We start from the raw sequence: 22,090 nt of genomic DNA, 5'->3' as shown, positions 1-22,090 counted from the left end.
AGTGATCGCCGTACGGCGGGGACGGAGGGTTCCGCAGTGGGCCAGAGGGGTGCCGCCCTGCGCCGGCGGCTGGCACTGGGGACGGCCGTGCTGACCGCGGCCGGGCTGCTCGCCGTCGGGGCGCCCGGGAAGGCGGAGGCCGCCGCGGCGTGCCCGGGCCGCAAGGTGCGCACCCTGCCGTTCTCCACCGGATCGGTCCTCGTCTACAAACGCGGCGGCTACGTCTGTGCCGTCACCGTCCCCGCGAAGCCGGGCAAGAAGCGGCAGATGTCCGTCAGCGTGCAGGCACGCGGCGGCCGACCGGTCGTCGACTCGGGGCGGTACGCCTACCGGGCCGGACCGGTCACCGTGCACGCCGGGAAGCGCTGCGTGTGGGTGAGGGGCGCGGTGGCGAGGGGGTCGGTCAGCTCCGGCTGGATCCTCTGCTGACCCGGCGCTGCCCCGGTCCGTGGCGGCCATTTCCTCATCTCCCCTGGTGCGCGGGTGACTTGCTCCGATAGCTTCCGGCGCACATCTGTTTCACAGGGAGGGTGCATGCGCAAGGCGCTCAGATGGCTGCTGGCGCTCGTGGTGCTCATAGGTACCGTCAGCACGGCGAGCGCGGCCACCGCCGCCGAGCCGAAGGCCGTCGACATCAAGGACCGGCTGCTGTCCATACCGGGCATGAGCCTGATCGAGGAGAAGCCGTACACCGGCTACCGCTTCTTCGTCCTCAACTACACGCAGCCGGTCGACCACCGGCGGCCGTCCAAGGGCACGTTCCAGCAGCGGATCACCGTGCTGCACAAGGACGTGAGCCGCCCCACGGTCTTCTACACCGGCGGCTACAGCGTCTCCACGACGCCCAGCCGCCGCGAGCCGACCCAGATCGTGGACGGCAACCAGGTCTCCATGGAGTACCGCTACTTCACCCCGTCCCGGCCCGAGCCGGCCGACTGGTCCAAGCTGGACATCTGGCAGGCGGCCAGCGACCAGCACCGCATCTTCAAGGCGCTCAAGCCGCTCTACTCGAAGAACTGGCTCTCCACCGGTGGCTCCAAGGGCGGCATGACCGCCACCTACTACGAGCGCTTCTACCCGCGCGACATGGACGGCGTCGTCGCCTACGTCGCCCCCAACGACGTGGTGAACCGCGAGGACAGGGCCTACGACCGCTTCTTCGCCCGGGTCGGCACCGAGGAGTGCCGCGACCGGCTGAACGGCGTGCAGCGCGAGGCACTGGTACGCAGGACGCCGCTCAAGGAGAAGTACGAGGCGTACGCGGCCGAGAACGGCTACACCTTCGACACCATCGGCAGCCTGGACCGCGCCTACGAGGCCGTCGTCCTCGACTACGTGTGGGGCTTCTGGCAGTACAGCACCCTGAAGGACTGCGCCGACATCCCGGCCGACGCGAAGAACGCCAGCGACCACGAGATCTGGACCTCCGTCGACACGATCTCCGGCTTCTCCTTCTACACGGACCAGGGCCTGGCCCCGTACACGCCGTACTACTACCAGGCGGGCACCCAGCTGGGCGCGCCGACGATCCACTTCCCGCACATCGAGAAGAAGTACATCCGCTACGGTTACCAGCCGCCGCGCAACTTCGTGCCCCGGTCGATCCCGATGGAGTTCGAACCGTGGGCGATGCGGGACGTCGACACCTGGGTGAAGCACAACGCCCGCCGGATGCTCTTCGTCTACGGCGAGAACGACCCCTGGGGCGCCGAGCCCTTCCGCCTCGGACACGGCGCGCGTGACTCCTACGTGCTCACCGCGCCCGGCATGAACCACGGCGCCAACGTCGCGGGCCTGGTGCCCGAGGAGAAGGCCCTCGCCACGGCCCGCATCCTGGACTGGGCCGGCGTCGCCTCCGCCGAGGTGCGGACCGACCCGTCGGCGGCCGCGCCGCTGGCGACGTTCGACGCCAGGCTGGACAAGCGGGACGTGCAGCGCGAGCCCGCGCTGCGCCCGTAGGACGGACGGCTGCGCCCGGCCGCCGCTGAGAGGCCCCAGGGACTCACAGCGGCCGGGCGCAGCCCACCGGGCGTTCGCCGCCCAGACGGACGTAGAGACCGGTCGAGGCGGGGCAGTCCGCCCGGTCGGTGACCGCGTCGACCACCTTGAACTGCGGTGTCCTGCGGCCCTTGCCGTCGCACGCGGTCTCGCGGACCTTGCCGTCCCCGGCGTCGTGGACGCAGTCGCCGACGACGGTGCGCGGACCGCCACCGCCGCCGGGATCACCGGGGTGCGGCGGCAGGAGCTTGCGCATGCAGGCGTAGCCCTGCGGCACGGCACCGTCGCCGTCCTCGTCGGCGGAGGGGCGCTGCTCGCTGATGTGCAGGACGAAGTCGGTGGTGGCGGGGCACGGCGGCCCGTCACTCGCGCGGCCGTCCTCGCGGGCCACGACCCGCGCCGCCGCCCGTTCGCTGCCGCACGGCACCTCGGTGAAGCCGACCGTGCCGAACGAACTGCACTCGTCGACCGCGAGGAACACCGTCCCGTACCCGGACGGCCGCACGGCCACCGGGCCCGCCGCCGTCCCCGCGCCGGACCGCCCGCCCCCGCCCGCACCCGGGGAGCCGGCGCCCGCCGGGCCGGACGGGCTCTGGCACCCCGCCAGCAGTACGGCACACAGCGCCGACAGGGCGCAGAGCACCCCCGCGGCCCGTCTTCCACGCATCGCCGTCCCCCCGGATCCCCGGTCCAGCGTGACCCGCGGCAGCGGGCGCACGCCAGAGGCGCGGGGGGCTTCGCGACCGGCGGACGGGGGCGCCCCCGGCGCGTGTCGTAGGCCGCGCTACGCCTACGACCGGTAGGTCAGCCCGTGCCCGAGGGGGTACAGCACCGTCGCCGGATCGTCCGCCCGCACCACCGGCACCGGCAGCTTTCCGCGCGGCCGCACCCGGCCCGCGATCACCCGGGCCGCCGCCCGTACCTCGACGTCGGTCCAGGAGTAGGCGGCGAGGCAGGCACGGACGTCCGGGAGGTGCGCCACGTCGTAGGGGTTGCGGATCGCGACCGCGACGACCGGCCTGCCCGTCGCCAGCAGCCGGGTGACCAGCGTGCGCTGGCTGCCGGCCGCCGTGACGTTGTACGTGGCGACCACCACCGCGTCGGCGTCCCCGGCCGCCGCGACCGCGCGGTCGATGACGGCGGCGGAGGGGGCGGTGCCGGTGGACAGGGCGGTGGCGGTGAAGCCGAGTTCCGTCAGCGCGCCCGCGAGGACGCCGGTGGGCGGCCCGGTGGTGCCCGACGGGGAGGCGGGGTCGGCGCCCACGACGAGCAGCCTGGGGTGCTCCCGGCGCGACAGCGGCAGCAGCCGCCCCTCGTTGACCAGCAGCGTGGTGGTCCGCTCGGCGACCCGGTCGGCCGCCGCCAGGTGTCCCCGGGTGCCGACGGTGCGGTCCACGTCCCGCCGGCTGGTGTAAGCGTCCCGGAACAGCCCCAGCTTCGCCTTCAGCCGCAGCACGCGCAGGATCGATTCGTCGAGCCGGGCCTCGGTGAGTTCCCCCTCGCGTACGGCGGTCAGCACCGCGTTCCAGGCGAGGTCCAGGTTCGGCGGGTTGAGGAGCTGGTCGACGCCCGCCTTCAGCGCCAGCACGGGCACCCGTTCGTCGCCGTACTTGGTCCGCACGCCCTCCATGCCGAGGGAGTCGGTGACCACGACCCCGTCGTAGCCGAGTTCCTCGCGCAGGATGCCGGTGAGGATGGGGCGGGAGAGGGTGGCCGGGTCGCCGGAGTCGTCGAGCGCCGGGACCACCAGGTGGGCGGTCATGATCGCGTCGATGCCCGCCTCGATCGCGGCCCGGAAGGGCGGCGCGTCCAGCTCCTCCCACTGCTCGCGGCTGTGCGTGATGACCGGGAGCCCGGTGTGGCTGTCGGTGGCGGTGTCGCCGTGCCCGGGGAAGTGCTTGGCGCAGGCGGCGACGCCCGAACGCTGGTACCCCGTCACCTCGGCGGCCACCAGCTCGGCCACCGCCTCCGGGTCGGCGCCGAAGGAGCGTACGCCGATCACGGGGTTGGCCGGGTTGACGTTCACGTCGGCGTCGGGGGCGTAGTCCTGGCGGATGCCCATCGCGCGCAGCTCGGCGCCCGCGATCCGGCCGAGCGTGCGGGCGTCGGAGCGCGAGCCGCCGGCGCCGATGGCCATCGCGCCGGGGAAGAGCGTCGCCGGCTCACCCACCCGGGCCACTATGCCGTGCTCCTGGTCGGTGGAGATCAGCACCGGCAGGCCGCGCGGCAGCTCCAGGGACGCCTTCTGGATGCCGTTGGACAGGTCGGCGATCTGGTGCGGGTCGCGGGTGTTGTGCGCCCAGGCGAAGTAGATGACGCCGCCGACCCGGTACCGGGCGACCAGTTCGGCGGCCGTGCGGACGCCGATCTCCTTGAGGTTGGCGTCGATGTCGGCCTGGTCGGGGGCGGTGGCGGAGTGCCCGTACACCCGCATGACGAAGAGCTGGCCGACCTTCTCCTCCAGCGTCATCCGGGAGACGAGGGCGCGGAGCTTGTCGTCGTCGGGCCTGCGGGGGTCGGCGTGGGCGGTGCCGCCGCCGGCCGCCAGGGACGCGGTGACGACCGCGGTGGCGGTGAGGACGGTGCGTCTGGAGGGCTGTGCGCTGCTTCCCTTGCCGGCCGTGCTGCTGTGGTGCACGTGCGCTCCTTCCGGAGTGATCCGCTGGGGAATCGCTGGAGAGCTGCTGAAGGAAACTTCCAAGGAGTCACCAATATCCGGGAAGTTTCTGCCAGTCAAGGGAGCGCACAGGAGTCACCCGAAGCGGTGACGGCTCGCCGGGAACGTCCCGGAGGGGCCGCCGCCGGCGTCAGGGAGGGGGGACGCCGACGGCGGCGGGCTGCCGGTCGCGGTACGGCGGAGAGGGTGGTCGGCGACCGCGGCCGGCGGTGAGGCCGACACCGCACCGCGAGGACTCGTCCGGCAGCGTCGCGGATGGGACGAGCGGGGCGGGGGCGGGGTTCCCGGTTCGGGCGCCGTTTCCCGAGTCGGTGCGCGAGGGCCGGGTGAGACACACGAGCCACCCACCCTCCGGGAAGCGGCTGAACCCGCGACGCGCGGCCGGCGAGTCCGGCGGACGGCGAGTCGGGGGCGGAGGGGCGGAGCGGGGTGCGGTGGTGCGGGCCGGGTCAGTCGGTTTGGACGGACGCCGTCGTGCGGGGTGTCGCCGTGGTCGTGCGGGCCGAGGCGTCCGGCCAGTGGGCCCGTAGCGTGCGCACCGTCTCGGCGATCGCCGGCCGGCGGGCCGCGCCCGCGCGCCACAGCGCGTACAGCCGGCGTACGGGCATCGGGTCCAGCGGCACCTCCACCACCCCCGCGGGCAGCGGGCCGCGCCCCAGCCGGGGGATCAGGGCGATGCCCAGTCCGGCCGCGACCAGCGCCACCAGCGTCGGGTTCTCCTCGGCCTGGTGGACGACGTCCGGCTCGTGGCCCGCGCCCCGCAGGGTCCGCAGCAGCCAGTCGTGGCAGACCCGCCCGGGCGGCTGGCAGATCCACCGCTCCCCGCCCAGTTCCGCACGCCGTACGCCCGCCCGGCCCGCGAACCGGTGCCCCTCGGGCACGAGCAGATCGCACAGGTCCTCCCCGATGGCCGCCTGCTCCACCCCGGCCGGGGCGGGCAGCGGGGCGATGTCCCAGTCGTGCGCGACGACCAGGTCGACGGCGCCCTTCGCCACCAGGTCCACGGACAGATGCGGATCGACCTCCGTCAGCCGCGCGTCGAGCGCGGGGTGGCGCGCCGCCAGATCCGCCAGTACGGACGGCAGCAGACCACGCGCCGCCGACGCGAACGCGGCCACGGTCAGCCGCCCCGCCGGAACCCCCCGCCGCTCCTCCAGCCGGGTCTCCGCCCGCTCGACGAGCGCCAGCAACTCCCGCGCGGTGGCGGCCAGCTGCCACGCCTCGTCGGTGAGCCGCACCCCACGCCCCTCCCGCTCCAGCAGCACCGTCCGGGTCTCCCGTTCCAGCTTGGCGATCTGCTGGGACACGGCGGAGGGCGTGAAGCCCAGCGCGGTGGCGGCCGCGCCGACGGTGCCGTGCACGGAGACGGCGTGCAGCGCACGCAACCGCTGGAGATCGAGCATGAGGTGGGCTCCCGGCCTCGGACGGACAGAGCGAGCGGCGAACGCGCAACAGGTTAGCGCTGCTTCATCCGACCGTGCAGCAATCATCGCTGGTGCTACATGGTCCGGGCGGCGATCCTCGATCCATGCGACCTTCCCACCTCCTCCTCGCCGTGCTCGTCGCCGCCACCTGGGGCGTCAACTTCACGGTCATCGAGATCGGCCTCGACCACTTCCCGCCACTGCTCTTCTCCGCCCTGCGCTTCCTGGCGGCGGCCCTGCCCGCGGTCTTCCTCGTGGGCCGCCCGAAGGTGGCGTGGAAGTGGATCGTGGCGGTGGGACTGGTGCTGGGGGTCGCGAAGTTCGGCCTGGTCTTCCAGGGCATGGACGCGGGCATGCCGGCCGGGCTGTCGTCCCTCGTCCTGCAGATCCAGGCGGTGTTCACGGCGGTGATCGCGGCGGCGGTCCTCGGCGAACGGCCCACCGGTGTACGGGCCCTGGGCATGGTCGTGGCCGTCGCGGGCATCGGTGTGGCCGCCGTCGACGAGGGGGCCTCCGGACCGCTGGGCGCCTTCCTGATGGTCGTCGGCGCCGCCGCCGCGTGGGGCCTGTCCAACGTCCTCACCCGCAGGGCCTCGCCGCCCGACGCGCTGAACTTCATGGTGTGGGTGTCCACCGTCCCGGTGCTCCCGCTGCTGGCCCTCTCCCTCCTGACCGAGGGGCCGTCACGGGACCTGGCGGCCCTGCGCGGTCTGGACTGGCAGGGCGCGGGCACGATCCTGTTCGTCGCGTGGATCTCGACCGTCTTCGGCTTCGGCGCCTGGGGGTGGCTGCTGCACCGTCATCCGGCCTCGACGGTCGCGCCGTTCTCCCTCCTGGTCCCGGTGTTCGGCATGTCCTCGGCGGCCCTGTTCCTCGGCGAGTCGGTGACCCCGCTGCGCTGGTGCGCGGCGGCACTGCTGGTGGGCGGAGTGGCCCTGACGACCCTCACCCCGGGCGCCTCCCGGCGGGCCCGCGTCCCCGTGCCGGACAGGCCCGGGGCCGCCGCGCCGGAACCGGCCGCGCCGGTCCTCACGCCGCGTCGCTGAGGAGCCGGGCGAGGTGCTCGCGGCCCCCGTCCAACAGCTCGGGCAGCGGGGCCGCCGACTCGTGCCAGCGCTTCTCGTACTCCCAGCACAGCCACCCGTCCCAACCGTGGCGGGAGAGGACGTCCACCACCTCCGTGAGCGGCAGGACGCCGGTGCCCAGCGGGAGCGGGGTGGTGTCCTCGACGGAGGCGATGTCCTTGACCTGGACGTACCCGAGGTGCGGGGCGAGGGCCAGATAGCTCTCCGCGGGCTGCTCGCCACCGAGCCAGGTGTGCATCACGTCCCACAGCGCACCGACCTGGCGGTGCCCGACCAGACCGAGGACGCGCATCGCGTCGGCGCCGGTGCGGTGCGTGTCGTGCGTCTCCAGCAGGATGCGTACGCCGAGGTCGGTGGCGTACTCGGCGGCCGTGCCCAGGCGCCGGGCGGCCGTGGCGTCGGCCTCCTCGGGGCTCTGGTCGGTGCCGCCGCCGGGGAAGACCCGGACGTACGGGGCGCCCAGGTCGCGGGCGAGCTCCAGCAGTCCGCGCAGCTCGGCGAGGACGGCGTCGTCGTCACCGGGAGCGGCGACGCGCGTGTAGCCCGCGAGGCCCAGCAGTTCGACACCGGACGCCTTGAACCGGGCGGCCACCGCGGCCCGTTCGTCGGGGGCCAGGCCCGGGTGCACCGGTTCTTCGGGGTGGACGCGCAATTCGACACCGTGGTAGCCGTGCGCGGTGGCGAGCCCCAGCACGTCGGTCAGGGGCAGGCCGGGGACACCGAGGGTGGAGAACGCCAGCTTCATGACCACGGAGCGTACCCGGCAGCGCCGCGCCCACTCCTCCTCACCGCCCGGTGTCGCCACCCACCCCACGAGCCCCGCCCGCACCCCCCCGCCCGACCTCACCCCAGCCCGGCCGCACCTCCGCACGCGAGCCCCACCCGTCCGGTCCGGGCCCGGTCCGCTTCCGGCCCTTGTACCGGTCCCCGTCTGGCCCTGATCCGGCCCCTGTCCGGTCCGCATCCGGCCCTCGACCGACCCTCGTCCGGCCCCTGTCCGCTCCCCGCCCGGCGCGGCAGGCGTGGCCCCTCACACCCGAGCGGCGGTCCGAACGGGGCGGACCAGGGGCGCGCGCCAGCCCCCGGCACCCCACCCGGGCCACCGCGAAACCGACGGCGCCTATTCCCGTGGCCGTCCGGAGGACCCCCGCACCGTCAGCTCCCCCCGCACCGTCGCGATCCCCCCGCCCGGCGCCTCCTCGCGCCCCATCGCGATGCGCCCCGCCCGGGCCCCCGCCTCCGCGAGCGGCAGCCGGACCGTGGTCAGCGCGGGCACCGCGTCGATGCTGAACGGCAGGTCGTCGAAGCCGGCCACCGACACGTCCTCCGGAATCCGCAGCCCGGACTCGCGCAGCGCCGCGCACGCCCCCAGCGCGACGGAGTCGTTCGCGGCGACCACCGCCGTCAGGGACGGGTCCCTGCGCAGGAGTTCGAGCGTCGCGTCGTAGCCGGACCGCCGGTCGTAGCGGCCGTGGACCGTCCAGCGGGGGTCCTCCTCGATGCCGTGCGCGGCGAGCGCGGCACGGTGGCCCTCCAGCCGGTGCCGGGTCGTGGTCCGCTCCTCGGGTCCCGCGATGTAGCCGAGCCGCCGGTGCCCGAGCCCGATCAGGTGCTCGGTCAGTTCCCGGCCGCCCCCGCGGTTGTCGAAGGTCAGCGCGATCGCCCCGGTCCGGGGCGCCGGCGGACGCCCGCACAGCACCACCCGCGTCCCCGCCTCCGTCAGCCTGCCCAGCTTCGCCGCCACGGCCGCCTGGTGCGCGGCGTCCTCCATCGCGCCGCCGGTCAGCACGACGGCCGCCGCCCGCTGCCGTTGCAGCAGCGTGAGGTAGGTCAGTTCGCGCTCCGGGGAGCCGCCCGTGTTGCAGACCACCGCGAGTCTCTCGCCGCCCGCCCTGCCGCCGGGGCCCCCGATCTCGGACTGGATCGCACCGGCCATGATGCCGAAGAAGGGGTCCGCGATGTCGTTGACCAGGATGCCCACCAGGTCGGACGTGGCCGCCGCCAGCGCGCTCGCCGGCCCGTTGAGCACGTAGTCCAGCTCGTCGACCGCCTTCAGCACGCGTTCGCGGGTGGAGGCGGCCACGGGGTAGTTCCCGTTCAGCACGCGCGACACCGTCGCGGGGGAGACCTGCGCTCGGGCCGCCACGTCCGCCAGGGTCACCGTCATGTCCTCGTCCTCCGCCTCACGCGTGTGCCGTACGCCGTCTCGGCCGTCCCGGGCGACCTTACGACCGCCGCCCGCCGCTGTTCGCCCCGTCGAACAACTCGCCCGGACGACGGTCTTGTCCAGACCACCGTCCACAGGCTAGCTTCGTACCGCATAGAAAGCGCTTGCTGTACTCCCCGCATTGCTCGCTTCGAAGGGAATGACGTGACACGCAAGACGGTGCGTATCGCCATGAACGGTGTGACCGGGCGCATGGGCTATCGCCAGCACCTCGTCCGCTCCATCCTGGCCCTCCGCGAACAGGGCGGCCTCGACCTCGGCGACGGCACCGTGCTGTGGCCCGAGCCGATCCTGCTGGGCCGCCGCGAGCACGCGCTGCGGGCGCTGGCCGAACGGCACGGCCTGGAACACGTGTCGACCGACGTCGACGCGGTCCTCGCCGACCCGTCGGTGGACGTCTACTTCGACGCCCAGGTCACCTCCGCCCGCGAGGAGGCGATCCGCAAGGCGATCGCCGCGGGCAAGCACGTCTACACGGAGAAGCCGACGGCCACCGGCCTCGACGGCGCCCTGGAGCTGGCCCGGCTGGCGAACGCCGCCGGCATCAAGCACGGCGTCGTGCAGGACAAGCTCTTCCTGCCGGGCCTGCTGAAGCTCAAGCGCCTCATCGACGGCGGCTTCTTCGGCCGCATCCTGTCGGTGCGCGGCGAGTTCGGCTACTGGGTGTTCGAGGGCGACTGGCAGGACGCCCAGCGCCCCTCGTGGAACTACCGCGCCGAGGACGGCGGCGGCATCGTCGTCGACATGTTCCCGCACTGGGAGTACGTGCTGCACGAGCTGTTCGGCCGGGTGAAGTCCGTCCAGGCGCTCACCGCCACCCACATCCCGCAGCGCTGGGACGAGAACGGCAAGCCCTACGACGCCACCGCCGACGACGCCGCCTACGGCGTCTTCGAGCTGGACGGCGGCACGGTCGCCCAGATCAACTCCTCCTGGGCGGTCCGCGTCCACCGCGACGAACTCGTCGAGTTCCAGGTCGACGGCACCGAGGGCTCCGCCGTCGCCGGTCTGCGCGACTGCCGGGTCCAGCACCGTTCCGCCACCCCCAAGCCGGTGTGGAACCCGGACATCCCCGCCACCGAGGTCTTCCGCGACCAGTGGCAGGAGGTCCCGGACAACGGCGACTTCGACAACGGCTTCAAGGCCCAGTGGGAGCTGTTCCTCAAGCACGTCTACGCCGACGCCCCCTACCACTGGGACCTGCTGGCCGGCGCCCGCGGCGTGCAGCTCGCCGAGCTGGGCCTGCGCTCCTCGGCGGAGGGCCGCCGCCTCGACGTACCGGAGATCGCCCTGTGACCCTGCACCTGCCCGGCGCCGACGGCACCCTGCGCGCCCACGAGCCCCGCACCGAGCCCTTCGCCCCGACCGGCGGAGGCGCCTTCTCCTCCCGCACGGTCTTCTCGGCGGCGCACGTCGTCGCCGACCCGTACGCGGACACCACGCCCGACGGGCCCGCCGCCGTCGACTGGGACGCCACCCTCGCCTTCCGCCGCCACCTGTGGTCCCACGGCCTGGGCGTCGCCGAGGCGATGGACACCGCCCAGCGCGGCATGGGCCTGGACTGGGCGGGCGCGGCGGAGCTGATCCGCCGGTCCGCCGCGGAGGCGAAGGCGGTCGGCGGCCTGATCGCCTGCGGCGTCGGCACCGACCAGATCACCGCCGGCACCCTCGCCGAGGTCCGGGCGGCCTACGAGGAACAGCTCGCGGTCGTCGAGGAGTCCGGGGCGCAGGCCATCCTGATGGCGTCCCGCGCCCTGGCCGCGACGGCGACGAGCCCGGACGACTACCTGGAGGTCTACGGCCACCTCCTCCGCCAGGCCGCCGAGCCGGTGATCCTGCACTGGCTCGGCCCGATGTTCGACCCGGCCCTGGGGGGCTACTGGGGCTCGTCCGACCTCGACGCGGCCACGGACACCTTCCTGGAGGTCATCGCCGCCCACCCCGACAAGGTCGACGGGATCAAGGTCTCCCTGCTCGACGCCCGGCGCGAGGTCGACCTGCGCCGCCGCCTCCCGCGGGGCGTGCGCTGCTACACCGGCGACGACTTCCACTACCCCGAGCTGATCGCCGGCGACGAGCAGGGCTTCAGCCACGCCCTGCTCGGCATCTTCGACCCGCTGGGCCCGCTGGCGGCCGAGGCGGTCCGGGTCCTGGACACGGGGGACACCGAGGGCTTCCGCGCCCTCCTCGACCCCACCGTCGCCCTCTCCCGCCACCTCTTCCAGGCCCCCACCCGCTTCTACAAGACGGGCGTGGTCTTCCTCGCCTGGCTGGCCGGCCACCAGTCCCACTTCACGATGGTCGGCGGCCTCCAGTCGGCGCGCTCCCTGCCGCACTTCGCCCGCGCCTACGAGCTAGCCGACGGCCTCGGCCTGTTCCCCGACCCCAAGCTCGCGGAGGAACGCATGAGGACCCTGCTGCACCTGTACGGAGTGACCCCGTGACCGCCGACCTCGCGCGCTTCAGCATCAACCAGATGACGGTCAGGCAGCTCCCGCTGCCCGAACTGACCACCGCCTGCCGCGACCTGGGCATCGGCAACGTGGGCCTGTGGCGCGAACCCGTCCAGGCGTACGGCGTCGAGGCGGCGGCGAAACTGGTCCGCGACGCGGGGCTCACCGTCACCACCCTGTGCCGCGGGGGCTTCCTCACGGCCACCGACGCCGGCGAGCGCGCGCGGGCCCTGGCCGACAACCGCCGCGCCGTCGACGAGGCCGCCGTCCTCGGCACCGACACCCTCGTCCTCGTCTCGGGCGGCCTGCCGGCCGGCGACAAGGACCTGCACGGCGCCCGCGAACGCATCGCCGACGCCCTGTCGGAGCTGGCCCCCTACGCCGAACGGCACGGCGTCCGGCTCGCCATCGAGCCCCTGCACCCCATGTACGCCGCCGACCGCTGCGTGGTCTCGACGCTCACCCAGGCGCTGGACCTCGCCGAACGCTTCCCGGCCCACCAGGTCGGCGTCACCGTCGACACGTACCACCTCTGGTGGGACGACCGGGCGCCGCGGGAGATCGCCAGGGCGGGCGCGGGCGGCCGCATCCACACCTTCCAGCTCGCCGACTGGACGACCCCGCTGCCCGAGGGCGTGCTCAACGGCCGCGGCCAGATCGGCGACGGAGCGATCGACATGCGGGAGTGGAAGGGGTACGTGGACGCGGCCGGCTACACCGGCGCCATCGAGGTCGAGCTCTTCAACGAGGGGCTGTGGGCCCGGGACGGCCGCGAGGTGCTGGCCGAGACGGCGGCACGGTTCGCCGCGCACACGGGGGCCGCGGGGTCCGGAAAATAATTCCGGCGGACCGTGCAACCGTTGGGCCGCCCCGCGGGTCGTACCGGGCATCGGAACCCTTGTCGGGGGACCCGGGGGGGATCACGGGGTTCCGAAGGGGTGGGGAAACCCGAGGGGGCACGGTCGTCGCGACCGTGCCCCCTCGAAGTTCCCCGGGCCGCCGTCCGCGGCTGCGGGGGAGGCGCCACGGGGAGAGGGGGCACGGGGAGAGGGGGCACGGGGGCGGGGGAGGAGGAGTCGCGGGGAGGGGTCAGAAGAAGACCCCGCAGCGCAGCAGCACGTTCGCGTACGGCCGGGCCTCCCCGGTGCGCACCACCAGCCGTGCCCGCGCCGACAGTTCCTTCAGCCTCTCGTGCGGGACCAGCGTGAGGGCGGGCAGGCCGGCGTCCAGCAGCGCGGCCGCCTCCGGGTTGGCTCCGCGGATCTCCGTCGCCGCCGTCGCGCCCTCCACCACCAGCTCGTCGAGCAGCCCGTGCAGGACCTCGGCGAAGGACGGCACCCCGGCGCGGAAGGCCAGGTCCACGACGCGCGGGCCGTCCGGGATCGGCATGCCCGCGTCGCACACCAGGACCTCGTCCCCGTGGCCCAGGGCGGCCAGGGCACCGGAGAGATGACGGTTGAGTATCCCGGCCTTCTTCACAGTGCCTCGGCCTCCGCCGCCGTCGGGTAGGACGCCTGCGCCCCGGCCTTCGTGACGGCCGCCGCGCCGACCCGGGCCGCGTACGCCGCCGCCTGTGCGAGCGACTCACCCGTGCCGAGCCGCCAGGCCAGCGCCGCGGTGAACGCGTCGCCCGCGCCCGTCGTGTCCACGGCGTCCACCTTCACCGCGTCGATGCGGGAGACGCCCTCGGCCGCCGACGCCACCAGCGCGCCCTCGGCACCGAGGGTCACGACCACCGAACGCGGGCCCTTGGCCAGCAGGACACGCGCCCAGTCCTCGGGGCGGTCGCCGACGCGCGCGTCGCCCAGGATCACCTTCGCCTCGTGCTCGTTGACGATCAGCGGGTCGCAGGCGTCCAGCACCTCCTGCGGCAGCGGGCGCGGCGGCGACGGGTTCAGCACGAACCGGGTGCCCGGCGCCAGACTCCGGACCACCTCCACGACCGTCTCCAGCGGGATCTCCAACTGGACGGAGACCACCCGGGAGGCGTGGAAGAGGCTCGCGGCGGCGCGCACGTCACCGGGGGCCAGGCGGCCGTTCGCGCCCAGCGAGACCACGATGCTGTTGTCCCCGGACGGGTCGACGGTGATCAGCGCGACGCCGGTCGGCGCCCCGCCCACCAGCACGCCGACCGTGTCGACACCGGCCGTCCGCTGCGAGTCCAGCAGCAGCCGCCCGTGGTCGTCGTCGCCGACCCTGGCCAGCAGGGCCGTACGGGCACCGAGCCGGGCGGCGGCGACCGCCTGGTTCGCGCCCTTGCCGCCCGGATGGACGGCCAGGTCGGAGCCGAGCACCGTCTCACCGGCGGCCGGCCGCCGCTCGACGCCGATCACGAGGTCGGCGTTGGCCGACCCCACCACCAGGAGGTCGTAGTCGTACATGAATCGCTCTCCGATCCGAGTGAAACCCCGTGCACCTGCATTCGAGTGAGGCGGGCGGGCGGCCACCGGGGCCACCCGCCCGCGCGCACTCCCGCGCGCCCGTCCGCCCGCGTCAGCCCTCGAAGCCGGCCACGTTCTCCTCGGTGACCACCTTCACCGGCACCTTCACCATCTTCTCCACCTTCTCGTCGTCGGCGGCGCGCAACGCGTTCTCCACGGCGATCCTGCCCAGTTCCCTGGGCTGCTGCGCCACGGACGCGTACAGCGAGCCGTCCCGCACCGCCTTCAGCCCGTCCGGCGTGCCGTCGAAGCCGACGACCTGCACGGACTTGCCGGCCTTGGAGCCCAGCGCCTTGATCGCGCCGAGCGCCATCTCGTCGTTCTCGGCGAAGACGCCGTCGACGTCGGGGTGCGCCTGGAGCAGGTTCGTCATCACGTCCAGGCCCTTGGTGCGGTCGAAGTCCGCGGGCTGCTTGGCGACGACCTTGATGCCCGGGTACTGCTTCAGACCGGCCGCGAAGCCCGCCCCGCGCTCCCGGCTGGCGGAGGTGCCGGCCTGGCCCTGGAGGATGACGATGGTGCCCTTGCCGCCGAGCTTCTCGGCGAGCGCCTTGGCGCCCAGCTCACCGCCCTCGACGTTGTCGGAGGCGACCAGCGCCGACGTGTCCGCCTTGTTGACGCCACGGTCCACGGCGATGACGGGGATGTCGTCCTTGTTCGCCGCGCGCACCGAGGGGCCCGCGGCGTCGGAGTCCACCGGGTTGACGATGATCGAGGACAGGCCCTCGCTGGTGAAGTTCTGCAACTGGTTCGCCTGCTGGGACGCGTCGTTCTGCGCGTCCGTGACCGTCAGGTCCACGCCCAGCTTCTTCGCCTGCTCCTCGGCGCCCGCCCGGATCTGCACGAAGAACGGGTTGTTGAGCGTCGACAGCGACAGACCGACCTTCTGCGTCTTCCCGTCCGAGGACCCGCCGTGCAGCAGCGAGGTCGCGCCGACCACGGCGACGGCGACGACGGCCGCGATGACGTAGGTGAGAGCCTGTTTGCCCCGGTTGCCCCCGCCGGACGCACCGGCCGCCGGAGTGGTCGCCCCCGCCTTGCGGCGCAGGGTGTCCAGCAGCACCGCGAGCGCGATGACGACACCGATGACGACCTGCTGCCAGAACGCGGAGACGGACAGCAGGTTGAGGCCGTTGCGCAGCACCGCGAGGATCAGCGCGCCGATCAGCGTGCCCGACGCCTTGCCGGTGCCGCCCGCGAGCGAGGCACCGCCGATGACGACGGCGGCGATGGCGTCCAGTTCGTAGCCCTGCGCGGCCTGCGGCTGCGCGGAGGAGAGCCGGGAGGCGAGCACGATGCCCGCGGCGGCCGCGAACAGGCCGGAGAAGGCGTAGATGGCGAGCTTCTGCCGCTTCACCCGCAGCCCGGACAGCCGCGCGGCCTCCTCGTTGCCGCCGATGGCGTACATGGAGCGGCCGATGTAGGTGCGGCCGAGGACGAAGGCCGTGATCAGACCCATCACGATCATCACGAGGACCGGCACCGGCAGCCAGCCGCCGAGCGTGTCACCGAGGTGGGAGACCGAGTCCGGGAAGGCGATCGGCGAACCCTGCGAGATGACCAGCGACAGACCGCGCCCGACCGACAGCATGGCGAGCGTCGCGATGAACGGCGGCAGCTTCCCGTACGAGATGAGGAAACCGTTCACCAGGCCGCACGCGATGCCCGTCGCGACCGCCAGCAGCACGGCCAGGAAGACCGGCACCCCGGCCTCGGTGGCACTCCAGGCCAGCACGGTGGCCGACAGCGCGGCGACCGAGCCGACCGACAGGTCGATGCCCGCCGAGACGATGACGAAGGTGACGCCGAAGGCGAGGATCGCCGTCACGGCCGCCTGGACACCGACGTTCAGCAGGTTGTCGGCGGTCAGGAAGTCCCCGGACAGCGCCGACATGGCGATGACGAGGACGATCAGCGCGGTCAGCGCGCCGTTCTCCAGCAGCAGGCGGCGCACACCGCCCGGGGCGCCCTGCGCGCCCGGCTTGCTCTTGAGCGTGTCAGTGGCCACCGGAGGCCTCCGTTCCGTCGCTGTGGGGGGTGTTGTCGTGGGAGGTGTCGCCTTGGGCGGTGGTGCCCTGGGGCGTGCTGACGGCGAGCGCCATCACGGCGTCCTGGGTCGCCTGATCGGCGGGGAGTTCACCGGCGACGCGGCCCTGCGCCATGACCACCACCCGGTCGCTCATGCCGAGCACCTCGGGCAGGTCGCTGGAGATCATGAGCACGGCGGCACCGGCGGCCGTCAGCTCGTTGATGAGCTGGTAGATCTCGACCTTGGCGCCGACGTCGATCCCGCGCGTCGGCTCGTCGAGGATCAGCACCTTGGTGTTCGCCAGCAGCCACTTGCCGATGACGACCTTCTGCTGGTTGCCGCCGGACAGGGTGCGCACGTGCTGGCCGAGCCCGGCCATCCGCACCCCGAGCTGCCGGGCGATGCGCTCCGCCGACTCGTGCTGGCCCTTGAGGTCGACGAGTCCCGCGCGGGAGGTCGACCGGAGGGTGACCAGCCCGAGGTTCTCCTCGACGGAGGCGTCCAGCACCAGCCCCTGGCCCTTGCGGTCCTCGGGGACGAGACCGATGCCGGCCGCCATCGCGGCGTTCACGTCGTGCCCCCGGAGCCGGGCGCCCGAGACGTGCACCGTCCCGGAGTCGTAGGGGTCGGCGCCGAACACCGCCCGCACGACCTCCGTGCGCCCGGCGCCGACGAGGCCGGCGATGCCGACCACCTCACCGGCGCGCACCTCGAAGCCGACGTCGTGGAAGACACCGTCGCGGGTCAGCCCCTCGACCTTGAGCAGGGCCTCGCCGGCGCCGGGGCGCTCGCGCGGGTACTGCTGTTCGATCGACCGCCCGACCATGAGCCGCACCAGCTCGTCCTCGGGCGTCGAGGCGGGCACCTGGCCGACGCTGCGGCCGTCCCGGATCACGGTGACCCGGTCGCCGAGGGCGGCGATCTCCTCCAGGTGGTGCGTGATGAAGACGATGCCGACCCCGTCCTCGCGCAGCCGCCGCACGATCGTGAACAGCTTCTCGACCTCGTCGGAGGTGAGCACGGCGGTCGGCTCGTCCATGATGAGCACCCGCGCGTCCAGGCTGAGCGCCTTGGCGATCTCGACCATCTGGAGCCGCGCGATACCCAGTTCACGCACCCGCGCCCGCGGGGACACGTTCACACCGACCCGCTTCAGCAGCACCTCGGCGTCCGCGTCCATCTTCTTCCGGTCGATCATCCCGAGGCGGCGCGGCTGCCGCCCGAGGAAGATGTTCTCGGCGACCGACAGGTCGGGCACCAGGTTGAACTCCTGGTAGATGGTCGCGATCCCGAGCCGCTCGGAGTCCTGCGCACCGTGGATGCGCACCTCCTCGCCGTCGGCCAGGATGCGCCCGGCGTCGGGGGTGTAGGCGCCGGAGAGCATCTTGATGAGGGTGCTCTTGCCCGCGCCGTTCTCACCGAGCAGCACATGGACCTCGCCCCGGCGCAGGTCGAAGTCGACGCTGTCGAGCGCGACCACGCCGGGGAAGGTCTTGCGGATGCCCTCGATGCGCAGCAACTCGTCCGGACTGCGGCTGCTCACGGCGTACTCCTTCGTACGGGGGACGGGGACTGTGTCGGGGCCGGGGCCGGGGACTGGCCCGGAGGTTCTCGGTGGGGCGTCTCGCCGCAGGAGCGGCGGATCACCAGCCGCGCGGGGAGGGTGACGGACTCACCGGTCCGCCCCTCGATCCGGTCGACCAGCGCGCGTACGGCGGCCCGTCCGAGATCCCGTGTGGGCTGGGCGATCGCCGTGACGGGCGGATCGGTGTGCACGAACCAGCGGATGTCGTCGAACGCGGCGAGCGCGATGTCCTCGGGCACCCGCAGGCCGCGCGCCCGTACGGCGTCCAGCGCGCCGAGCGCCATCAGGTTGTCGGCGGCGAAGACGACCTCGGGCGGCTCGGGCAGGTCGAGGAAGCCCTCGGTGACCCGGCGTCCGCTGTCGGCCTGGAAGTCGCCCTGCCCGATGTAGGCGTCGGGGAGCGGGAGTCCGTACGCGCCGAGCGCCTCGCGGAAGGCGTCGACGCGCTCGCGTCCGGTGGTGGTGGCCGCGGGCCCGGCGATGATGGCGAGCCGCCGGTGCCCGAGGCCGTGCAGGTGCGCCACGAGGTCCCGTACGGCCGCGCGCCCGTCCGACCGGACGACGGGCACGTCCACGCCCGGGATCCACCGGTCGACGAAGACCATCGGCGTCCCGGCCCGCGCGGCGTCCAGCATCCGCGGGGAGCCGCCGTCGGTGGGGGAGACGAGCAGCCCGTCGATACGGCGGTCCAGCAACGTCGTGACGTGGTGGTCCTGGAGGTCGGGACGCTCGTCGGCGTTGCCGATGATGACGCTGTAGCCGAGGGCGCGGGCCTCCTCCTCGACGGAGCGGGCCAGCTCGGTGAAGTACGGGTTCATGACGTCGCTGATGACCAGGCCGAGCGTGCGGGTCTGGTCGGTGCGCAGCGACCGGGCGACGGCGTTCGGCCGGTAGCCCAGCGCCTCGACGGCGGCCAGTACACGCGTACGTGCGTCCGCGCTGACGGACGGATGGCCGTTGAGCGCCCGCGAGACCGTCGCGGCGGACACACCCGCCTCGGCGGCGACATCCTTGATGCTCGCCATCGCCGGTTCCACCTCCTCGTGGAATCGATTACACGAGGGATTGGAATCGATTACACGAGTGGTTGGCAAGAGGGGGAGGATGTGACGAAACTCAATCGTGACCGGGGGGCGTCACGTCACCGCGGCGCCGCCCATGCCGCGGCCGGCCCGGCCCCGGGGCGAAGGCCCGGGACCGGGCCGGAGGGGGCGCCGGTCGGCTCGGCTCAGTGCTCGAGGGCGGCCTTGAACATGCCCGCCTCGTAGGAGCCGCCCTTCTGGTGCGTGATGACGGCCATGCGGTTGGCCGCGTTGATCAGGGCGACCAGGCAGACCAGCGCGACGATCTGGTCGTCGTCGTAGTGCTTGCGTACCTGGGTCCACGTCTCGTCGGAGACGCCCTGGTGGGCGTCGGCGAGCCGGGTGCCCTCCTCGGTGAGCGCCAGCGCGGCCTGCTCGGCCTCGGTGAACACCGTGGACTCGCGCCAGGCGGCGACCAGGTGGAGCCGCACCGGGCTCTCGCCGGCGGCCTCGGCCTCCTTGGTGTGCATGTCGATGCAGTGGCCGCAGCCGTTGATCTGGCTGGCGCGCAGCGACATCAGCTCCTGCGTGGCGTGCGGCAGTGACGCCTGCTGGAGCACCACGGCGGTGCCCGCGAACCGCTTGGCGAACTTGTTGCCGATCTCGTTCTCGAACAGGTTGATTCGGGATTCCATGATCTCGTCCTCACTCGGGAAGCCGTGCTCAAGCCGTGCTGACGACCACAAGATGCCGACCGCCCGCCCTCTGTGACGGGGCACCGCTGTGACGAGAGCCACCGCCGCCGGGTGTCACAGAACGGCGGTGGCCGGCGTCCTGTGCGCGTGACACCGTGGGAAGCGGACGAGCGGAAGCAGCCGAAGATGAGCGAGCACGACGGGCACACCGGGAACGCCGAGAACGACAGGCACGGAGCAGGCGGGGACGGACGCGCGGACCCCGCCACGGAGGCCTTCGTCGCCCACCGCAACCTGCTCTTCACGGTCGCCTACGAGATGCTCGGTTCGGCCGCCGACGCGGAGGACGTCCTCCAGGAGACCTGGCTGCGCTGGTCGGGCGTGGACCTCGAAACGGTCCGCGACCGGCGCGCGTACCTGGTGCGCGTCACCACCCGGCAGGCGCTGGGCCGGCTGCGTACGCTCGGCCGCCGCAAGGAGTCCTACGTCGGCGCCTGGCTGCCCGAGCCGCTCCTCACCTCGCCCGACGTGGCCGAGGACGTGGAGCTGGCCGACAGCGTCTCGATGGCGATGATGCTGGTCCTGGAGACGCTCGCGCCGACCGAGCGGGCGGTGTTCGTGCTGCGCGAGGTGTTCGAGTTCGGTTACGACGAGATCGCCGACGCCGTGGGCAAGAGCCAGGACGCGGTCCGGCAGACCGCCCACCGGGCACGCGCCCACGTGGCGGCCCGCCGCCCGCGCGGGACCGTCACCCCGACCCAGACCCGGGACGCGTTCTCCGCGTTCCGGCGGGCCGTGACGACGGGGGACGTGCAGGGCCTGCTCGACGTCCTCGCGCCGGACGTGGTCCTCGTGGGCGACGGCGGCGGCATCAAGCAGGCCGTGCTGCGCCCCGTCACGGGGGCCGGGAAGGTGGCCCGCCTGATGATCGGCGGACTGGTCAAGCAGGGGGCCGCGGTCTCGCTGGAGCCCGCCGAGGTCAACGGCTTCCCGGCACTGATCCTCCACCTCGACGGCGAGCTGGACACGGTGCTGGCGATGCGCTTCGACGACGGCCTCATCTCGGGCCTCTACGCGGTGCGCAACCCGGAGAAGCTCTCGCACATGCGTGAGGCGACCGCACTGGGCCGCTGAACCCGCGCCCTCCTCACCCGCCGGAAGCGCGATATTCACTTCCGCCCGGGACGTTCAGGACGGAGACTCGTGCCATGGCGGACATGGGGGCGTTCCGGGATGCGGTCACCGCGTGGGCGGCCGGTGGCCCCGGCGGCCCCGCGCGCGAGTTGGCGACGAGTCTGTCGGTCCGTACCGCCGTCCTGCTCGAAGGACCGAGCGACTCGGCGGCGGTGGACGCGCTGGCCGCGACCCGCGGCCGGGACCTCGCGGCGGAGGGCGTCTGCGTCCTGCCGATGGGCGGTGCGATGAGCGTGGGCCGCTTCGCCACCCTCCTCGGACCGTCCGGCCTGGACCTGCGGCTGACGGGCCTGTGCGACGAGCGGGAGCAGGGCTTCTACGTCCGTGCCCTCGACCGTGCGGAGGCGGCGCCGGGCGGTCTCTTCGTCTGCGCGGCCGACCTGGAGGACGAGCTGATCCGCGCGCTGGGGGTGGCGCGGGTGAAGGAGCTGGTCGAGGCCGAGGGCGACCTGCGCCCCCTCCAGACCTTCCTCCGTCAGCCCGCGCAGCAGGACCGCACGGCCCAGCAGCAGCTCCGCCGCTTCTTCGGTACCAAGAAGGGCCGCAAGATCCATTACGGCCGCGTTCTTGTCGAGGCGCTGGACGACCCCGCACGTGTCCCCGCGCCCCTCGCGGGCCTGTTCGCGGCGCTCTGAGCGGTTCAGGCGGCGGCCAGTTCGCACCAGACGTACTTGCCCCGGTTGCCGTGTCTCGCCAGCGGGTGCCACCCCCACACGTCGGCGCAGGCCCGCACCAGCGCCAGCCCGCGCCCCTGCTCCAGGTCCTCCACCCGCCCGAACGCGGCCGGCGGCTGCGGCGGTTCGGGGTCGGCGTCCCACGCCCCGATCCGCAGGGTGCCCGGCGGCGACCAGCGGACCCGGAGGGCGGCGGGGCCCTTGGTGTGCCGCACGGCGTTGGAGACCAGCTCGGTCGCTAGCAGTTCGGCGACGTCGACGAGACGGATCAGCCCGTGCATGGTGAGGATCAGCCGGAGGGTGCGGCGACTGACGGTGACGGCGCGGAGGTCGTTGGGGAGGTGGAGGGAGTACTCCCAGGGTTCGGTTTCGGGCATGCGGAACTCCGTTTCGGAAAGGCAGAGGGGAACTACGGGCCCGGTGTCATCGCCGCAGTCGTCCCGGCAGGACGGAGCGGTGCACTTCCGGTGCGCACGGTAAATGCTGCGTCACTGACGGTAGGTCTAACATGTCATACGGAGCAAGCGGATCGCCTAATGTGACCTCGAACGGGTCGTGCTGGCGGACGCGTTGAACCGAGGAGTCG

The 22,090-nt window shown here is 73.3% G+C and carries 20 protein-coding genes; 8 read left to right on the top strand and 12 right to left on the bottom strand.

From position 1 onward, the window contains the following. The first annotated feature begins 36 nt into the window (after nt 1-36). Nucleotides 37-429, top strand: coding sequence for a hypothetical protein (locus ACZ6EG_RS04450; RefSeq protein ID WP_469601419.1), 393 nt, complete (start codon nt 37-39; stop codon nt 427-429). A gap of 105 nt (nt 430-534) precedes the next feature. Beyond that, nucleotides 535-1,959, top strand: coding sequence for a S28 family serine protease (locus ACZ6EG_RS04445; protein ID WP_469601416.1), 1,425 nt, complete (start codon nt 535-537; stop codon nt 1,957-1,959). Between the two features lie 43 nt (nt 1,960-2,002). On the opposite strand, the gene ACZ6EG_RS04440 is transcribed toward ACZ6EG_RS04445, so the two are convergent. From ACZ6EG_RS04440 to ACZ6EG_RS04430, 3 genes are all read right to left on the bottom strand, one after another. Next, the gene (locus ACZ6EG_RS04440; protein WP_391968086.1) at nt 2,003-2,665 is read right to left on the bottom strand and encodes a hypothetical protein; all 663 of its coding nucleotides are present in this window, start codon (nt 2,663-2,665) and stop codon (nt 2,003-2,005) included. Nucleotides 2,666-2,788: 123 nt separating this feature from the next. After that, nucleotides 2,789-4,636, bottom strand: a complete 1,848-nt coding sequence (locus tag ACZ6EG_RS04435; protein WP_391968085.1) for a glycoside hydrolase family 3 protein — start codon at nt 4,634-4,636, stop codon at nt 2,789-2,791. 488 nt (nt 4,637-5,124) lie between these two features. Further along, entirely contained in the window at nt 5,125-6,078 is a 954-nt protein-coding gene (locus ACZ6EG_RS04430) for a LysR family transcriptional regulator (RefSeq protein ID WP_391968084.1), read from the bottom strand. Nucleotides 6,079-6,203: 125 nt separating this feature from the next. Between ACZ6EG_RS04430 and ACZ6EG_RS04425 the strand changes: the two genes are divergently transcribed. Next, a complete protein-coding gene (locus tag ACZ6EG_RS04425; protein ID WP_391968083.1) occupies nt 6,204-7,145 on the top strand; it encodes an EamA family transporter in 942 nt (313 codons plus the stop codon). Here ACZ6EG_RS04425 and ACZ6EG_RS04420 read toward each other — a convergent pair. Next, nucleotides 7,129-7,929 (bottom strand): sugar phosphate isomerase/epimerase family protein, encoded by an 801-nt coding sequence (locus tag ACZ6EG_RS04420; RefSeq protein WP_391968082.1) that lies wholly within the window; start codon nt 7,927-7,929, stop codon nt 7,129-7,131. The genes ACZ6EG_RS04425 and ACZ6EG_RS04420 overlap by 17 nt on opposite strands. 375 nt (nt 7,930-8,304) lie before the next feature. Then, entirely contained in the window at nt 8,305-9,351 is a 1,047-nt protein-coding gene (locus tag ACZ6EG_RS04415) for a LacI family DNA-binding transcriptional regulator (protein WP_391968081.1), read from the bottom strand. Between the two features lie 204 nt (nt 9,352-9,555). Between ACZ6EG_RS04415 and ACZ6EG_RS04410 the strand changes: the two genes are divergently transcribed. From ACZ6EG_RS04410 to ACZ6EG_RS04400, 3 genes are read left to right on the top strand one after another with little or no spacing between them, the layout of a single operon-like run. After that, on the top strand, nt 9,556-10,707 hold the full coding sequence (locus ACZ6EG_RS04410; RefSeq protein WP_391968080.1) for a Gfo/Idh/MocA family protein: 1,152 nt from the start codon (nt 9,556-9,558) through the stop codon (nt 10,705-10,707). Further along, on the top strand, nt 10,704-11,855 hold the full coding sequence (locus tag ACZ6EG_RS04405; RefSeq protein ID WP_391968079.1) for a dihydrodipicolinate synthase family protein: 1,152 nt from the start codon (nt 10,704-10,706) through the stop codon (nt 11,853-11,855). The genes ACZ6EG_RS04410 and ACZ6EG_RS04405 overlap by 4 nt, the downstream gene beginning before the upstream one ends. 32 nt (nt 11,856-11,887) lie before the next feature. Further along, nucleotides 11,888-12,703, top strand: a complete 816-nt coding sequence (locus tag ACZ6EG_RS04400) for a sugar phosphate isomerase/epimerase family protein (RefSeq protein ID WP_391968292.1) — start codon at nt 11,888-11,890, stop codon at nt 12,701-12,703. A gap of 250 nt (nt 12,704-12,953) precedes the next feature. Here ACZ6EG_RS04400 and rbsD read toward each other — a convergent pair whose 3' ends face one another. The 6 genes from rbsD to ACZ6EG_RS04370 all read right to left on the bottom strand — a co-directional run bounded on the left by rbsD (nt 12,954) and on the right by ACZ6EG_RS04370 (nt 19,636). After that, nucleotides 12,954-13,343, bottom strand: coding sequence for a D-ribose pyranase (rbsD, locus tag ACZ6EG_RS04395; RefSeq protein WP_356603594.1), 390 nt, complete (start codon nt 13,341-13,343; stop codon nt 12,954-12,956). Then, nucleotides 13,340-14,245, bottom strand: a complete 906-nt coding sequence (locus ACZ6EG_RS04390) for a ribokinase (protein ID WP_469601408.1) — start codon at nt 14,243-14,245, stop codon at nt 13,340-13,342. The genes rbsD and ACZ6EG_RS04390 overlap by 4 nt, the downstream gene beginning before the upstream one ends. A gap of 112 nt (nt 14,246-14,357) precedes the next feature. Continuing rightward, nucleotides 14,358-16,313 carry an ABC transporter permease/substrate-binding protein gene (locus ACZ6EG_RS04385; RefSeq protein ID WP_391968077.1) on the bottom strand — a complete coding sequence of 652 codons (1,956 nt, stop codon included), beginning with the start codon at nt 16,311-16,313 and terminating at the stop codon, nt 14,358-14,360. Continuing rightward, entirely contained in the window at nt 16,303-17,877 is a 1,575-nt protein-coding gene (locus ACZ6EG_RS04380) for a sugar ABC transporter ATP-binding protein (RefSeq protein ID WP_391968076.1), read from the bottom strand. Before ACZ6EG_RS04380 ends, ACZ6EG_RS04385 begins: the two co-directional genes overlap by 11 nt. Continuing rightward, on the bottom strand, nt 17,874-18,944 hold the full coding sequence (locus tag ACZ6EG_RS04375) for a LacI family DNA-binding transcriptional regulator (RefSeq protein ID WP_391968075.1): 1,071 nt from the start codon (nt 18,942-18,944) through the stop codon (nt 17,874-17,876). The genes ACZ6EG_RS04380 and ACZ6EG_RS04375 overlap by 4 nt, the downstream gene beginning before the upstream one ends. A 203-nt stretch (nt 18,945-19,147) precedes the next feature. Further along, nucleotides 19,148-19,636 carry a carboxymuconolactone decarboxylase family protein gene (locus ACZ6EG_RS04370; RefSeq protein ID WP_391968074.1) on the bottom strand — a complete coding sequence of 163 codons (489 nt, stop codon included), beginning with the start codon at nt 19,634-19,636 and terminating at the stop codon, nt 19,148-19,150. 186 nt (nt 19,637-19,822) lie between these two features. On the opposite strand from ACZ6EG_RS04370, the gene ACZ6EG_RS04365 reads away from it, so the two are divergent. Continuing rightward, nucleotides 19,823-20,770 carry an RNA polymerase sigma-70 factor gene (locus ACZ6EG_RS04365; protein ID WP_391968073.1) on the top strand — a complete coding sequence of 316 codons (948 nt, stop codon included), beginning with the start codon at nt 19,823-19,825 and terminating at the stop codon, nt 20,768-20,770. Nucleotides 20,771-20,844: 74 nt separating this feature from the next. Then, nucleotides 20,845-21,465 (top strand): TOPRIM nucleotidyl transferase/hydrolase domain-containing protein, encoded by a 621-nt coding sequence (locus tag ACZ6EG_RS04360; RefSeq protein WP_469601403.1) that lies wholly within the window; start codon nt 20,845-20,847, stop codon nt 21,463-21,465. Nucleotides 21,466-21,470: 5 nt separating this feature from the next. Here ACZ6EG_RS04360 and ACZ6EG_RS04355 read toward each other — a convergent pair whose 3' ends face one another. After that, nucleotides 21,471-21,881 carry an ATP-binding protein gene (locus tag ACZ6EG_RS04355; protein ID WP_391968071.1) on the bottom strand — a complete coding sequence of 137 codons (411 nt, stop codon included), beginning with the start codon at nt 21,879-21,881 and terminating at the stop codon, nt 21,471-21,473. Between the last annotated feature and the right edge of the window lie 209 nt (nt 21,882-22,090).

The organism is Streptomyces sp. NPDC041968, assembly GCF_055589025.1.
The sequence above is the reverse complement of the archived record's forward strand: the minus strand, read 5'-3'. Positions and strand labels throughout refer to the sequence as shown.

Excerpts from the sequence above, each read along its gene's own strand:
- ACZ6EG_RS04445 (WP_469601416.1), top strand. The coding sequence starts at position 535 with ATGCGCAAGGCGCTCAGATGGCTGCTGGCGCTCGTGGTGCTCATAGGT.
- ACZ6EG_RS04440 (WP_391968086.1), bottom strand. The coding sequence starts at position 2,665 with ATGCGTGGAAGACGGGCCGCGGGGGTGCTCTGCGCCCTGTCGGCGCTG.
- ACZ6EG_RS04430 (WP_391968084.1), bottom strand. The coding sequence starts at position 6,078 with ATGCTCGATCTCCAGCGGTTGCGTGCGCTGCACGCCGTCTCCGTGCAC.
- ACZ6EG_RS04425 (WP_391968083.1), top strand. The coding sequence starts at position 6,204 with ATGCGACCTTCCCACCTCCTCCTCGCCGTGCTCGTCGCCGCCACCTGG.
- ACZ6EG_RS04420 (WP_391968082.1), bottom strand. The coding sequence starts at position 7,929 with ATGAAGCTGGCGTTCTCCACCCTCGGTGTCCCCGGCCTGCCCCTGACC.
- ACZ6EG_RS04415 (WP_391968081.1), bottom strand. The coding sequence starts at position 9,351 with ATGACGGTGACCCTGGCGGACGTGGCGGCCCGAGCGCAGGTCTCCCCC.
- ACZ6EG_RS04400 (WP_391968292.1), top strand. The coding sequence starts at position 11,888 with ATGACGGTCAGGCAGCTCCCGCTGCCCGAACTGACCACCGCCTGCCGC.
- ACZ6EG_RS04390 (WP_469601408.1), bottom strand. The coding sequence starts at position 14,245 with ATGTACGACTACGACCTCCTGGTGGTGGGGTCGGCCAACGCCGACCTC.
- ACZ6EG_RS04375 (WP_391968075.1), bottom strand. The coding sequence starts at position 18,944 with ATGGCGAGCATCAAGGATGTCGCCGCCGAGGCGGGTGTGTCCGCCGCG.
- ACZ6EG_RS04370 (WP_391968074.1), bottom strand. The coding sequence starts at position 19,636 with ATGGAATCCCGAATCAACCTGTTCGAGAACGAGATCGGCAACAAGTTC.
- ACZ6EG_RS04365 (WP_391968073.1), top strand. The coding sequence starts at position 19,823 with ATGAGCGAGCACGACGGGCACACCGGGAACGCCGAGAACGACAGGCAC.
- ACZ6EG_RS04360 (WP_469601403.1), top strand. The coding sequence starts at position 20,845 with ATGGCGGACATGGGGGCGTTCCGGGATGCGGTCACCGCGTGGGCGGCC.
- ACZ6EG_RS04355 (WP_391968071.1), bottom strand. The coding sequence starts at position 21,881 with ATGCCCGAAACCGAACCCTGGGAGTACTCCCTCCACCTCCCCAACGAC.